At 70.5% G+C, this 13,199-nt stretch carries 8 protein-coding genes and 1 tRNA gene; all 9 read left to right on the top strand.

Annotated features, from left to right (window positions below):
• The 9 genes from AB0M36_RS11200 to AB0M36_RS11160 all read left to right on the top strand — a co-directional run bounded on the left by AB0M36_RS11200 (position 1) and on the right by AB0M36_RS11160 (position 13,184).
• Positions 1–4,641, top strand: coding sequence for a beta-ketoacyl synthase N-terminal-like domain-containing protein (locus AB0M36_RS11200; RefSeq protein WP_364155347.1), 4,641 nt, complete (start codon positions 1–3; stop codon positions 4,639–4,641).
• 11 nt (positions 4,642–4,652) lie between these two features.
• Positions 4,653–4,949 carry an acyl carrier protein gene (locus tag AB0M36_RS11195; RefSeq protein ID WP_364155346.1) on the top strand — a complete coding sequence of 99 codons (297 nt, stop codon included), beginning with the start codon at positions 4,653–4,655 and terminating at the stop codon, positions 4,947–4,949.
• Positions 4,946–5,716, top strand: a complete 771-nt coding sequence (locus AB0M36_RS11190) for an alpha/beta hydrolase (protein ID WP_364155344.1) — start codon at positions 4,946–4,948, stop codon at positions 5,714–5,716. The genes AB0M36_RS11195 and AB0M36_RS11190 overlap by 4 nt, the downstream gene beginning before the upstream one ends.
• Positions 5,717–5,724: 8 nt before the next feature.
• Positions 5,725–6,666 carry a sulfotransferase domain-containing protein gene (locus AB0M36_RS11185; RefSeq protein WP_364155342.1) on the top strand — a complete coding sequence of 314 codons (942 nt, stop codon included), beginning with the start codon at positions 5,725–5,727 and terminating at the stop codon, positions 6,664–6,666.
• Positions 6,663–8,276 (top strand): hypothetical protein, encoded by a 1,614-nt coding sequence (locus AB0M36_RS11180; RefSeq protein WP_364155341.1) that lies wholly within the window; start codon positions 6,663–6,665, stop codon positions 8,274–8,276. Before AB0M36_RS11185 ends, AB0M36_RS11180 begins: the two co-directional genes overlap by 4 nt.
• A gap of 13 nt (positions 8,277–8,289) precedes the next feature.
• A complete protein-coding gene (locus AB0M36_RS11175; protein ID WP_364155339.1) occupies positions 8,290–9,978 on the top strand; it encodes a hypothetical protein in 1,689 nt (562 codons plus the stop codon).
• A gap of 128 nt (positions 9,979–10,106) precedes the next feature.
• Entirely contained in the window at positions 10,107–11,822 is a 1,716-nt protein-coding gene (locus AB0M36_RS11170; protein ID WP_364155337.1) for a hypothetical protein, read from the top strand.
• 97 nt (positions 11,823–11,919) lie between these two features.
• The gene (locus tag AB0M36_RS11165) at positions 11,920–12,939 is read left to right on the top strand and encodes a PHB depolymerase family esterase (protein ID WP_364155335.1); all 1,020 of its coding nucleotides are present in this window, start codon (positions 11,920–11,922) and stop codon (positions 12,937–12,939) included.
• Between the two features lie 174 nt (positions 12,940–13,113).
• A tRNA-Gln gene (locus AB0M36_RS11160) sits at positions 13,114–13,184 on the top strand.
• Positions 13,185–13,199: the final 15 nt, after the last annotated feature.

Raw genomic sequence — 13,199 nt, 5'->3', positions numbered from 1 at the left:
ATGGAGCAGATCGCCATCGTGGGGATGGCGGCGATCTTTCCCGGCGCCGCCACCATCGAGCAGTACTGGCAGAACCTGGTCAACGGCAAGGACATGATCTCCGACGTCCCGGAGGACCGCTTCGACGCGATCTTCTACGACCCGGAGAACGCGCACCGGCCGGACCGGCTCTACACCCGGCGCGGGGGCTTCCTCGACGACCAGGCGGTGTTCGAGCCGCTGAAGTTCGGCATCATGCCGAACTCGGTCGGCGACATCGAGCCGGACCAGCTCATCGCGCTGGAGGTCGCCACCGCCGCGATCGCCGACGCGGGCGGGGCGGCGCGGATGCCCGACGCGGACCGGATCGGCGTGATCCTGGGCCGCGGCGGCCTGCTCAACCCGGCCGCGTCCCGTTACGCCAACCGGGTGCGCATGGCCAGCCAGGTCATCAGCCTGCTGCGGGAGCTCATGCCGGACCTCGACGAGGATCGCCTCGGCATGCTGCGGGACCGCATCGACGAGCGGCTCGGCAAGCACCAGCCGGAGGGCACGATCGGGCTGGTGCCCAACCTCGCCGCGTCCCGCGTGGCGAACCGGCTCAACCTGCGCGGCCCGGCGTACACGATCGACGCGGCGTGTGCGTCCTCGCTGCTCGCGGTCGACCAGGGCATGACCGAACTGCTGAACGGCCGGCTCGACGCCGTGCTGGCCGGCGGCGTGCACCACGTGCACGACATCAGCTTCTGGTCGGTGTTCAGCCAGCTGCAGGCGTTGAGCCGCAAGGGCGAGATCCGGCCCTTCGACGCCGACGCCGACGGCGTGCTGATCGGCGAGGGCACCGGCATGGTGGTGCTCAAACGGCTGGCCGACGCCGAACGCGACGGCGACCGCGTGTACGCGGTCATCCGCGGCAGCGGCACCTCCAGCGACGGCCGCTCGGCGAGCATGTTCAACCCGGCGAGCTCCGGTCAGTCGCTGGCGATCCGGCGCGCCTGGGAGATGGCCGGGCTCGACCCGACGGCTCCGGACGCGCTCGGCCTGCTCGAGGCGCACGGCACGGCGACGCCGACCGGAGACGCCGCCGAGCTCACCACGGTCGCCGAGGTGTTCGGGCCGCACACCGGTGGCGGCGATCGGCCGGTGATCGGCTCGGTGAAGTCGATGATCGGACACGCGATGCCCGCCGCCGGGGTCGCCGGCCTGATCAAGGCCACACTCGCCGTCTACCACGGCGTGCTGCCGCCCACCCTGAACGTGGTGAAGCCCCGCGCCGAGATGGCGAAGACCCGCTTCCGGCCCATCTCGTCGGCGCAGCCCTGGCAGGGCACCGCGCCCCGGCGGGCCGGCGTCAACGCGTTCGGCTTCGGTGGCATCAACGCGCACGTCATCGTCGAGCAGTACGCCTCGGCCACACCGGCGGTCATCGCCGAGCCGGAGCGCGTCGTGTGGCTGTCCGCCGCCACGACCGACGAGCTGGCCGCGCTGCTGGAGCGCGACGACGTCCGGGAGCTGCCGCGCTCGCTCACCGGCGGACCGGTGCGCCTGGGCATCGTCGACCCCACGGACCAGCGTCTCGGCATCGCCCGCAAGATGGTCGCCCGGGGCGAGCCGTGGCGGGGCGGCCGTGACATCTGGTTCACGCCCCGGCCGCTGCTCGGCCCCGGCGGCGGCAAGCTCGCCTTCGTCTTCCCGGGCGTGGAGGCGGAGTTCGCGCCGCGTACGGCGGACATCGCCGCGCACTTCGGGCTGCCGCACCGCGAGTGGACGGCCGAGGACCTGGGCCACCACGGCACCGGCCTGGTCGAGGTCGGCAAGCTTCTGGACGCGGCCCTGCGCCGGATGAACGTAGCGCCGGACGCGGTCGCCGGGCACAGCATCGGCGAATGGACGGCCGCCGCCGTCACCGGACAGATGAGCACCCAGGGCGTCGACGCGTTCCTCGGCCTCTTCGACGCCGACAGCGTCGAGGTCTCCGGGTATGCGTTCGCGGCGGTCAGCGCGCCCATGGAGACCGTGACCCCGCTGCTGGACGGCTATCCCGGCGTGGTGCTGTCGCACGACAACGCGCCCAACCAGTGCGTCGTCAACGGCCCGCGCGAGCAGGTGCAGCGACTGGTGGACGACCTGCGCGCCCGCACCATCCTGTGCCAGCTGCTGCCGTTCCGGTCAGCGTTCCACACCCCCGTCTTCGCCGAGGGGTTGCAGGCCATCGGGGCGGCCCTGGGTCGCTGGGAGGTGCACCCGACGGAGGTGCCGGTCTGGTCCGGCACGATCTCGGCGCCGTTCCCGTCCGACCCGGACGAGGTCAACCAGCTGTTCATCCGGCACATGATCGAGCCGGTCTGGTTCCGTCGGACCGTCGACGCCATGTACGCCGACGGCATCCGCGTCTTCCTGCAGATGGGTGCGGGCCAGCTCGCCTCGCTCATCGACGACAACCTGCGCGACCGTGAACACCTGGCGATGCCGGTCAACGTCTCGCGCCGCGACGGCCTGGCCCAGCTCCGCCGGGTCGCGACGGCACTGTGGGTCGACGGCGGCGACCCGGACCTGGCGGTGCTCGATTCGGCCCCGATCCTGCGGGCCGCGCCCAAGGTCAACACCGTCGCGGAGCCGTCGGCCCGCAAGGGCCCGGCGATCCGCCTCGACCTCGGCGGCCCCCTGGTCAAGCTGGGAGACGGCGCCGACCAAATCCTCGGCCTGAACGCGGGAAACAGTCGGCAAACGACGCCGGCGGCACAAGCACCACAGCCGCAGGCGCAGGCGCAAAGTCAGCCCCAGACGCAGAACCAGCCCCAGCCGCAGGTTCACTCACAAGCCGAGCAAGCCGAGGCGCACAGCGCGGCGTTGTCAGCGTTGAGCAAGATGGCCGGCACGTCGAAGGCTGCCGCCGAGCTCGCCGCCCTGCTCCAGGAGACCGCGAGCGACGCGGTCACGGTGATGAACGCCGCGGCGGCCTCACCGGCCCGCCGCCCGGTCATCCCGCGCCAGACACCGCCGCAGGCACCGCAGCGGCCAGTGATTCCGCAGCAGCGACCGGCGACGGAGCCGGCGGCGCGCCCGGTAGCGACACCACCGCCGGTAAACGCTGGGCACGGATCGACGGTGTCACGGGAGTCGGTAGCCGTACATAAAAAGACAGCCGGCAAAGCAGAAGCGGAAGAGGTCGTCTTCAGAAAGACCCTCGATGTCTCTGTGGAAACGATGCCCTACCTGCGTGACCATTGCTTCTTTGTGCAGCCGGACGACTGGCCGCGGGTCGAGGATCGGTGGCCCGTGGTGCCCGCGACGACCGTGGTGCAGCACATGATGGACGCTGCCGAGCAGGCCGCGCCGGGCCTGAAGGCCGTCGCGGTGCGCGACGCGAAGTTCAACCGGTGGCTGATCGCGGCGCCCCCGCAGCAGGTCGAGATCACGGTCAAGCGGGCCGGTCCGGGTGTGTTCACCGTGATCTTCGGCGGTTACGCGCGCTCGACGGTCGAGGTGGCGGCGGCCTATCCGGAGCCGGCGGAGCGGCCATGGGACCAGGATCCGGCGACGGAGTTTCCGCCCACGACCAGCGCCGAGCAGATGTACGCCGAGCGCCTCATGTTCCACGGTCCGCTCTTCCAGGGCGTCACCGCGGTGCACGCGCTGGGTGACATGCACGTGCGTGGCATCGTCACCGCGCCGACGCCGCCCGGCGCCCTGCTGGACAACGCGTTGCAGTTGATCGGCAACTGGCTCATCACGACCCAGCCGTTCCGCACGGTGGCCCTGCCGGTGGGGCTGCGTCACGTCAGGTTCTATGGCCCGCAGCCGGCGCCCGGGACCGCGTTCGACTGCGCGGCCCGGGTCCGGTCCATCACCGACGGTGAGCTGATCGCCGACACGCAACTGTCGGTGAACGGCCGGGTGTGGGCGCAGATCGACGGGGCGACCGATCGGCGCTTCGACAGTCATCCGACCGCGCGGGCCTGCGAGCGGTTCCCGGAGAAGTACCCGATGTCGCAGCGCCAGCCCGGCGGGTGGACCGTGGTGTTCGACGCCTGGACGGACCTGGTCACGCGCGGCATGGCCGCGCGCGGCATCCTCGGCGGTGAGGCGGCCGTCGAGTACGAGCGCATGCCCGGCGCCAAGCGCAACCAGTGGATGCTGGGCCGGATAGCGGCGAAGGACGCGGTGCGGTTCCGGCAGTGGGACGCCGGGCACACGGACGTGTACCCGATCGAGCTGACCGTGCGCAACGAGCCGAGCGGGAAGCCGTACGTCGAGCTGCGGCCGGGCCGGGGCCTGCTGGACTGCGCCGTGTCGATCGCGCACACCGGCGAGGCGGGGGTAGCCATCGCCGGTCCGGCGGGCGCCGCGGTCGGCATCGACGTGGTCGAGATCGTGCCGCGGGACGAGACCACCTACCGCTACGCGCTCACCGACACCGAGCGTGCTCAGCTCACGGACGACCGCAGCTTCGCCCGGCTGTGGGCGGCGAAGGAGGCCGCCGGCAAGGCGCTCGGCACGGGGCTCGACGGCGCGCCTCGCCGGTTCGTGGTGTCCCTCACCGACGGCACCGTGACCGTCGGCGACCGGGTCCTGCGGGTCGCCTGGCAGGAGATCGAGAACCCGCCGGAGCTTCCACCGCGCCGCTACGTCGTCGCCTGGACCAGTACCGAAGAACACTAAGGAGCACCGCCATGCCCACGGATCAGACCGCCGTCCTCGCCGACGTCTCCTCGATGCTGCGTTCGGTCCTCGGTGACTTCGGCGACGATGCCGACATCGCCATGGACACCACTTTCAGCGACGACCTAGGCATGGAGAGCATCGACGTGGTGTCGCTCGCGGGCCGGTTGCAGGCGCGCTACGGCACCTCGGTCAACTTCGCGCTCTTCGTCTCCGGCCTCGACGTGCAGTCGGTGGGTCAGTTGAAGGTCGGCGAGCTCGTCGATTACATCGTGGACTCGCTGAGGAAGGCGCCGGCCGGGTCATGAGCATGGTCAGCGCCAACGGGGTCGATCTCCATGTGGAGGAAGTGGCGCCCATCGGCACCCGCCGGGGCACGGTGGTGCTTCTGCACGGCATGACGTCGGACAGCATGGCGAGCTGGTTTCTCACGCTCGTCCACCCGCTCGCCGAGGCGGGGATGCGGGTCCTGCTCTACGACCTGCGCGGCCACGGTCACAGCTCCCGGCCGGCGACCGGCTACCGGTTGGACGACTTCGTCGACGACCTGGAGGCGCTGATCGCGCACTGGGCCGTCGACGGTCCGGTCCACCTGTTCGGCAACTCGTTCGGGGGCACGGTGGCCTTCGCCTATGCGGCCCGCCACCCGGACGCGGTGGCCGGCATCGTCGCGATCGAGTCCGCCCCGCCGACCTCCGCCTGGTTCGCCCGGATGGCCCGCCGGCTGGCCCGGGCCGCCGAGACCCTCGCCGACGCGGAGGCGGTGGCCAGCAGCCGCCCCCTGCTCGCCCGGCGGCTGCGCGCCGCCTCCGCCCTGCTCGCCGACACGGACATCGGCGAGGAACTGCCCGCCAGCACCCTGCCCGACCCGTCGGCCTTCACGGCGATCACCTGCCCGGTCCTCTGTCTGTACGGCGGCGACTCCGCGGTCAAGGAGCTCGCCGGCCAGACCCAGCGCCTGGTGCCGCAGTCGAAGCACGTCGTCGTCGCCGGTCAGAAGCACACCCTGCTCATCAAGGCTCCCGACCAGGTCCGCGCCGAGGTGCTGCCCTGGCTCGCCACCTGCGTGCATTAGGAGATTCCATGGACCGCGCCATCATCATCAGCAACGGCCGCTGTGGTTCGACCCTGCTCTCCGACCTGATCGTCGAGGAGCGGGAGACCTGTTCGGTCCAGGAGTTCTTCATGTCGGTGGCGCCGTGGAACCGGAGCACCGAGATCATCACCGGTCCCGAGTACTGGCGGGTGCTCAGCGGTCCCAAGGAGGAGCTGTCGGTCCTGTTCCGGATCGGCGTGCCGCCCAAGGAGGTCCGCTACCCGCAGTCCGGCCGCTTCAACGACGACCTCGTCAACCTGCCCCGCATCCTGGCCATCACCCTGGCGAAGCTGACCGACGACCCGGACGCGCTCTTCGACCGGCTCGCCCCGCGGGTGCAGGCGTTCGAAACCCAGTCCGTGGGCGCCCACCACCAGGCGTTTCTCGATCTGCTCACCGAGTTGACCGGCAAGAAGCGCTGGGTCGAGCGTTCCGGCGGCAGCAGCCAGGTCACGACCTCACTGCTCGAGAATTTCCCCAGCGCCAAGATCGTGTATCTGACCCGCGACTGGGCGGCCACCGCGAAGTCGATGAGCCGGCATTCGTCGTTCCAACTCGTCCAGCTCCGGGTCGAGGCGGTCGGCCGGTACGGCGTGGACCCGCTCACCGCCGACCCGGACGACGACATGCCCGACGAGGTCCGGGCGTACCTGCCGGACCGCCTCACCGCCGAGTTCCTGCGGGAGCGGGGCAAGGACCCGAAGCGGTTCATCGGCCTGTGCGCGTTCATGAGCAGCCAGGCCGAGCAGGCACTCGCCGACCGGCCGCCGGCGCACCTGCACACGATGGCCTACGAGGATCTGGTCGCGGACCCGGTGGGGCAGCTCACCGCGCTGGGCTCGTTCCTCGGGTTCGCCGACCCGGCCGGCTGGGCCGCCTCCGTCGCCGGCCGGGTGCGTGCGCCTGAACCTGTGGCGGTGCCCGCATGAATGCCCTGGCCGGGTTGGCGGCGGCGTTGGTCCTCGGCGCGGGGGCCGCGGTCGCGCCGGCGCCGGCCGTGGCCGACACGTACGCCTACCAGCTGTTGGGTAAGGCCGCGCCGGACGAGTGCTTCGCCGGCATCGGGCAGCCCTATCCGCCCGGGCCGCCGTGCGCCCAGGGCCAGGCGAAGGTCAACCAGTCGTACGTGTGGGGCATGACCCGCGTCGGCCGGCAGGTCTGGTTCGGCACCGGCGCCAACACGCACTGCCTGACCAGTGGTTCGGGCCTCGCCGACACGAACCCCGTGGTCAACGACGACTATGTCTGCGAGTTCGCCGAGAGCCAGGTGGCCAAGGAGCACCCGACCGTGCCGGACGCGCTGGGCGACGTGCGGGTTCCGCAGATCTGGCTGTATGACGCCGGCGTCCTGACAAATCGGAGCGCTGAGGTGCTGGCCGCGGACGCCGACGCCCGCCGCCTGCGCAGCACCCTGGGCCTGCGTGCGGCCGGCACCGCCAACGGCGTCGTGCTGTTCGCCGGGCCGTCGCTGTCCAGCACCCTCAACATCTTCGCCTTCGACGCCGTCACCCAGCGGTTCCTCGGTTCCCGCACACTCGCCCAGTACGGCAACGCCCGCACGTTCCTCGCCGCCGCGGGCGACCTCTACCTCGGCGCCGGCATCGGCCCGGACGGCAGCTTCGGCGGCGCGGTGCTGCGCTGGCGCGGCAACCGGATCGCCCCGTTCCTCTTCGACCGGGTGGCGACCCTGCCGGCGCAGGCGGCCGACCTCGCGTACGCCGACGGCCGGCTCTACGCGACGACCTGGTCCACCGCCCGACCGACCACGGACGCTCAGCTGGCCGGGGTGTGGCGCAGCCCGGCGCTGCCCCTCGACGGTGGCGAGTGGACCCAGATGTGGCAGGCCGGCTCCTACGAGAAGGATCCGCTCACCGCCACCACGTACGGCGTCGGCGGGGTCGCGGCGTACGGCGGCTGGCTGTATTGGGGCAGCATGCACGTTCCGCTGAAGGCGACCAAGGCGCATCAGGCGGCGTATCCGCAGCCCACCGAGGAGACCAGGAACGCGCAGATCCGGTTCACCCAGCGGGCGGCGACCATCTGGCGTGGGCGCAACCTCGGCACGCCCGAGCAAGAGATCGAGCTGCTGTACGGCGAGTCGACGCTGCCCGTGTATCAGCCCGCCACCGGCGCCTGGACGCCCGCGCAGACCGGTTGGACCGCGCGGTACGGCAAGTCCGGCTTCGGCAACGTTTTCAACAACTACACCTGGCGCATGACGGTCGCGGGCGATCGTCTCTACGTAGCGACGATGGACTGGAGCTACCTGGTCCACCTGCTGTCCGACACCGCGCCTCCGACCGATCCCGCCGGGTGGGGCGCCGACCTGTGGACCTTCCCGTCGGCCGACGAGGCCGCCCAGCCGGTCGACGTCCGCGGGTTCGGCAATTACCTCAACTACGGCATTCGGACCATGGCCGCCGATGGCGACGACCTGTATCTCGGCATGGCCAACCCGATGAACCTGCGTACCGACCCGGCCGATTCCGTCCCCGAAGGCGGCTGGGAGCTTATCCGGCTGATGAGAACCGTGTCCTGAGAGGACCCGTCCCGTGAGAGCAACCCTGCGCAGACTCGGCACCGGCGCCGCGGCCGCCCTGCTGCTCCTGACCGCACCGGCCGGCGCGGCCGCCGCCGACGGTGACACCTACACGTTCAAGCTGCTGGCCAAGGCGGCTCCCGACGAGTGCTTCAACGGCATCGGCAACCCCTATCCGCCGGGGCCGCCGTGCGCCCAGGGGCAGGCCAAGGTCAGCCAGGCGTACGTGTGGGGCCTCACCAAGGTGGGCGGTGACATCTGGTTCGGCACCGGCGCCAACGTCAACTGCCTGGTCAGCGGCGCCACGCTGGACAGCGTCACCCCGGTGGTCAACGAGGACTACGTCTGCGAGTACGCCGAGAGCCAGATCGTGCACAACGACCCGGACTGGCCGGCGGAGATCGGCGACCAGCGGGCCCCGGAGGTGTGGCTCTACAACGCGTACACGAAGCGGAAGGTGAACAAGAGCGCGGAGATCAGGGCTAAGAGCACCGGCGACGCGGAGCGGCTGCGCACCACCATCGGCCTGCGTGCCGCCGGCAACCTCGACGGTGTCGTGCTGCTCGGCGGCCCGGCGCTCAACGATTCCCTCAATCTGTTCGCCTTCGACGCCCGGACCAGGCGCTTCCTCGGCTCGGTCAACCTCCCGCAGTACGGCAACATCCGCACCTTCCTGGTCGCGGAAAACGAGATGTACCTCGGCGTCGGCATCGGGGCCAACGGCGGCTCGGGCGGCGGCGTGCTGCGCTGGACCGGCGACCTGACCAACCCGTTCGCCTTCGAGATCGTGGCGAACCTGCCGGTGCAGGCGGCCGACCTCGCCTACCACGACGGGCGGGTCGCCGCGACCAGTTGGCCGGCCAACCAGCCCACCTCGACGGCCCAGCTCGCCGGCGTCTGGCTCAGCCCGGCACTCGCCGACGGCGCTCCCGGCCTCAACGCGGAGGACGCGGCCGGCTGGAGGCAGGCCTGGCACGTGCGCCAGTACGAGACCGACCGGGTCGTCGCCGCGACCTATGGCGGGGGTGGCGTCGCGTCCTACGGCGGCTATCTCTACTGGGGCACGATGCACGTGCCGCTGAAGTCCACGAAGGTGCACCAGCAGGTCTACCCGCAGCCCACCGACGAGACCAAGCAGGCTCAGGTGGCGAACACCCAGCGGGCCATCAGCATCTGGCGCGGCAAGGATCTGGGCTTGCCGACCCAGAAGATCGAACTGCTCTACGGGGCGACGGCGCTTCCCGCGTACGACCCGGCGACCGCGGCCTGGACCTCGGTGCCTACCGGCTGGACCCCGCTCTACGGCAAGTCCGGCTTCGACAATCCCTTCAACAACTACACCTGGCGGATGGCCGTCGCCGGCGGCAGGCTCTACGTCGGAACGATGGACTGGAGCTACATCGTCCAGCACATCGTCGCCGAGAACCCCGGCATCAGGGTCAAGGACGTCGCTCCGCCGCCGATCGACCCCGCGATCTACGGCGGCGACCTGTGGATGTTCCCGTCCACCTCGGAGAAAGCCCAGGCGGTGAACACCCAGGGCGTCGGCAACTACCTCAACTACGGGATTCGGAACATGGTCCCGGACGGTCCGGACCTGTATCTCGGCATGGCCGATCCGATGAACCTGCGGACCGACCCCACCGACGACGTTCCGGAGGGCGGCTGGGAGCTGATCAAGCTCACCGCGCCCTGCACGTAACACCGCAAGCGTGGGCGGGCGGCGCATCCCACGACGCCGCCCGTCCACTCACCACCTCTTACGCGCCCCTGCGGACACCCCGCGGCGGGCGCTCGTTGCGTCTCGGAAAGGAATTCAGGTCGATCAATATGAGAAGACTCTTTGCCGTCGGGGCGGTGGCTCTCATGGCCGTCGGCGCCGCGGTATCGCCCGCGACGGCCGCCCCCGCACGGTTCGACTACACCTTCACCCGGCTGGCCAAGGCCAAGGCCGATGAGTGCTTCGACGGCGTCGGGAAGGCGTACCCCGCCGGCCCGCGGTGCAAGACCGGCAAGCCCAAGGTCAACCAGGCGTACGTCTGGGGCCTCACCCAGGTCGACAAGACCCTCTGGTTCGGCACCGGCGCGAACGTGCACTGCCTGGTGAGCGGCGCCACCCTCGACTACGTCAAGCCCACCGCCAACGACAACTGGACCTGCGAGTACGGCGAGAGCCAGGCCCGCACGAACGACCCGGCCATCCCGGACTACATGGGCGACATGCGCGCGCCCGAGGTGTGGACGTACGACACCACCACCGGAAAGTCCGTCAACAAGAGCGCCGAGATCCGCGCGAAGTCTCCCGACGACGCTCTGCGCCTGTCGCACACCGTGGGCCTGCGTGCCGCCGGCCACCTCGGCAACGTCGTGCTGCTCGGCGGGCCGGCGCTCGAGAACACGCTCAACATGTTCGCCTTCGACGCCACCACCCAGCAGTACCTCGGCTCGATCAACTTCCCGGACTTCGGCAACATCCGTACGTTCCTCGTCGCCGAGGACGCCCTCTACCTCGGCGTCGGCATCGGCCGCAACGGCTCTGCCGGCGGCGCGGTCTGGCGCTGGACCGGCGACGTCACCACCCCCTTCAGCTTCACCACCGTCGCCGCCCTGCCCGTGCAGGCCGCCGACCTGACCGTCTACGACGGCCGCCTCGCCGCCACGAGTTGGCCCGCCGAGCAGCCGACCAGCCAGCAGATGCTCGCCGGCCTCTGGATCAGCCCCAAGCTCGCCGACGGCCTGCCCGGCCTCAACGACGAGGACAAGGCCAACTGGCGTCAGGTCTGGAACGCCCGCCAGTACGAGCAGGACCGCGTCGTCTCCGCGACCTACGGCGGCGGCGGCATCGCGGCGTTCGACGGTTACGTCTACTGGGGCACCATGCACGTCCCGATGAAGTCCAGCATGGTGCACGCCACCGTCTATCCGCCCGCCACCGATCAGGCGGCCAAGGACCAGTCGGTCAAGACCCAGCGCGCGATCAGCATCTGGCGCGGCAAGGACCTGGGCCTGCCGACCCAGAAGATCGAGCTCCTGTACGGCGAGAAGACCCTGCCCGCCTGGGACCCGGCAACCTCCACCTGGTCGGACAAGCCCACCAACTACACGCCGCTCTACGGCAAGTCCGGCTTCGGATACCTGTTCAACAACTACACGTGGCGTATGACCGTGGTCGACAACAAGCTCTTCGTCGGCACGATGGACTGGAGCTACCTGGTCAAGGACCTGTTGGCCGGCGCGGCGCCGCAGCCGCCGGTCAACGCCAAGGCCAAGCGCGCGCTCGCCGACCCGGACAACTGGCACACGCCCCTGATCGATCCGACCAAGTTCGGCGGCGACCTCTACATGTTCCCCGACTCGAACTCCCCGGCCCAGGCCGTGAACGTCCGTGGCCTCGGCAACTACCTCAACTACGGCATCCGCAACATGGTCCCGAACGGCAAGGGCGGGCTCTACGTCGGCATGGCCAACCCGATGAACCTGCGTACGGAGAAGTTCGACCTGCGCCCCCAGGGCGGGTGGGAGCTTCTCGAGATGAACAAGCGTTGATCGCACGCCGGGCGGGTATCCACCGTGGATATTCGCCCGGCCCCCTTGCTGACCGCACCCGAACAATCCCCGAACATCGCCGAGGAAGGCTGGTTCCATGAAGCGCCAGACCGCCCTCGCGGCCGTGCTCCTGCTGTTCCTCGCCGGCTGCACCGCCCGCGACCGCCGTGACCCGTCTCCCGCGCCGACCTCCGCCGGCGCCTCCCATGCTCCCTCCGGTTCCGCCTCCGCGCCGCCGACCGGTGAGTCCGGCGCCCCCGGCCCCGCGCCCACCTCCGCCCTGCCGCTGGGGAGATCCAGTGCCTCGCTGACCGTCGACGGTCGCAAACGCACCTACCTGCTCTACAAGCCCGGCTCCGCCAAGGCCAGTGCGCCCCTCGTCGTCGTGCTGCACGGCGCGGTGGGCACCGGGCGTCAGGCCGAGCAGGCGTACGGCTGGGATGCCGAAGCCGACAAGGGTGGCTTCATCGTCGCGTACCCCGACGGGGTGAACCGCACCTGGAACGTGAGCCCGGACTGCTGCGGGGTCGCGGCCCGCGACGATGTGGACGACGTCGGCTTCATCACCCGCCTGGTGGCGGCGGTGCCCGGGGTCGACCCGAACCGCGTCTACGCGACGGGCATCTCCAACGGCGCGATGCTCGCCTACCGCCTCGCCTGCGAGACGACCGTCTTCGCCGGCATCGGCCCGGTGGCGGGCACGATGCTCAACGGCTGCGACGACCCCGCGCCGATCTCGATCATCCATGTCCACGGCGACAAGGACCCCACCATTCCGTACGGCGGGGGCCCCGGCAAACGCAGCAACAGCGGCTCCGGCCGGCTCCCGGTGAAGATCGACGGCCCGTCCGTACCCTCCCTCATCGAGACCTGGCGTGAGACGGACGACTGCCCGGCGCCGATCAGCACCAAGTCGGGCGTGGTGACCACGTCGCTGGCGACGTGCCCGCAGGGGCGAGCGGTGGAGCTCATCACGGTGGCCGGCGCGGGCCACCAGTGGCCGGGATCGAAAGCGACCCCGGTCGCACAGCGCCTTCTGAAGCTGGATCCGCCGTCGACGGCTCTGAACGCGACGTCCACGATCTGGGCCTTCCTGAATGCCCATCCCAAGCGGTGACGTCCACCGTGGGCGGGTTGCGCGGGAAGACGCACAATCCGTCCACGGATCGCTGTCAGGTCGGGGATTCTTATCGTGGCTGTGCCACGGGTGGATCGAGGACGTGATGCGGGCGGGGGAGACGCTAGTATGTAACCCGCGAACATGACCTAGGTCGCTTTGTCCGCTCTACCCTCCCGGGTCGTCTAATGGTAGGACCGCGGCTTTTGGTGCCGTTTATAGGGGTTCGAATCCTCTCCCGGGAGCTTTCAGCCCGCGGC

The sequence above is a fragment of the Actinoplanes sp. NPDC051346 genome (genome assembly GCF_040682215.1).
Lineage (GTDB): Bacteria > Actinomycetota > Actinomycetes > Mycobacteriales > Micromonosporaceae > Actinoplanes.
Note: the sequence above shows the minus strand (reverse complement) of the source record. Positions and strands in the feature narration are given on the sequence as shown.

Bases quoted from the DNA above. Each gene is read 5' to 3' on its own strand.
- AB0M36_RS11200 (WP_364155347.1), top strand. From the start codon at position 1: ATGGAGCAGATCGCCATCGTGGGGATGGCGGCGATCTTTCCCGGCGCC.
- AB0M36_RS11195 (WP_364155346.1), top strand. From the start codon at position 4,653: ATGCCCACGGATCAGACCGCCGTCCTCGCCGACGTCTCCTCGATGCTG.
- AB0M36_RS11190 (WP_364155344.1), top strand. From the start codon at position 4,946: ATGAGCATGGTCAGCGCCAACGGGGTCGATCTCCATGTGGAGGAAGTG.
- AB0M36_RS11185 (WP_364155342.1), top strand. From the start codon at position 5,725: ATGGACCGCGCCATCATCATCAGCAACGGCCGCTGTGGTTCGACCCTG.
- AB0M36_RS11180 (WP_364155341.1), top strand. From the start codon at position 6,663: ATGAATGCCCTGGCCGGGTTGGCGGCGGCGTTGGTCCTCGGCGCGGGG.
- AB0M36_RS11170 (WP_364155337.1), top strand. From the start codon at position 10,107: ATGAGAAGACTCTTTGCCGTCGGGGCGGTGGCTCTCATGGCCGTCGGC.
- AB0M36_RS11165 (WP_364155335.1), top strand. From the start codon at position 11,920: ATGAAGCGCCAGACCGCCCTCGCGGCCGTGCTCCTGCTGTTCCTCGCC.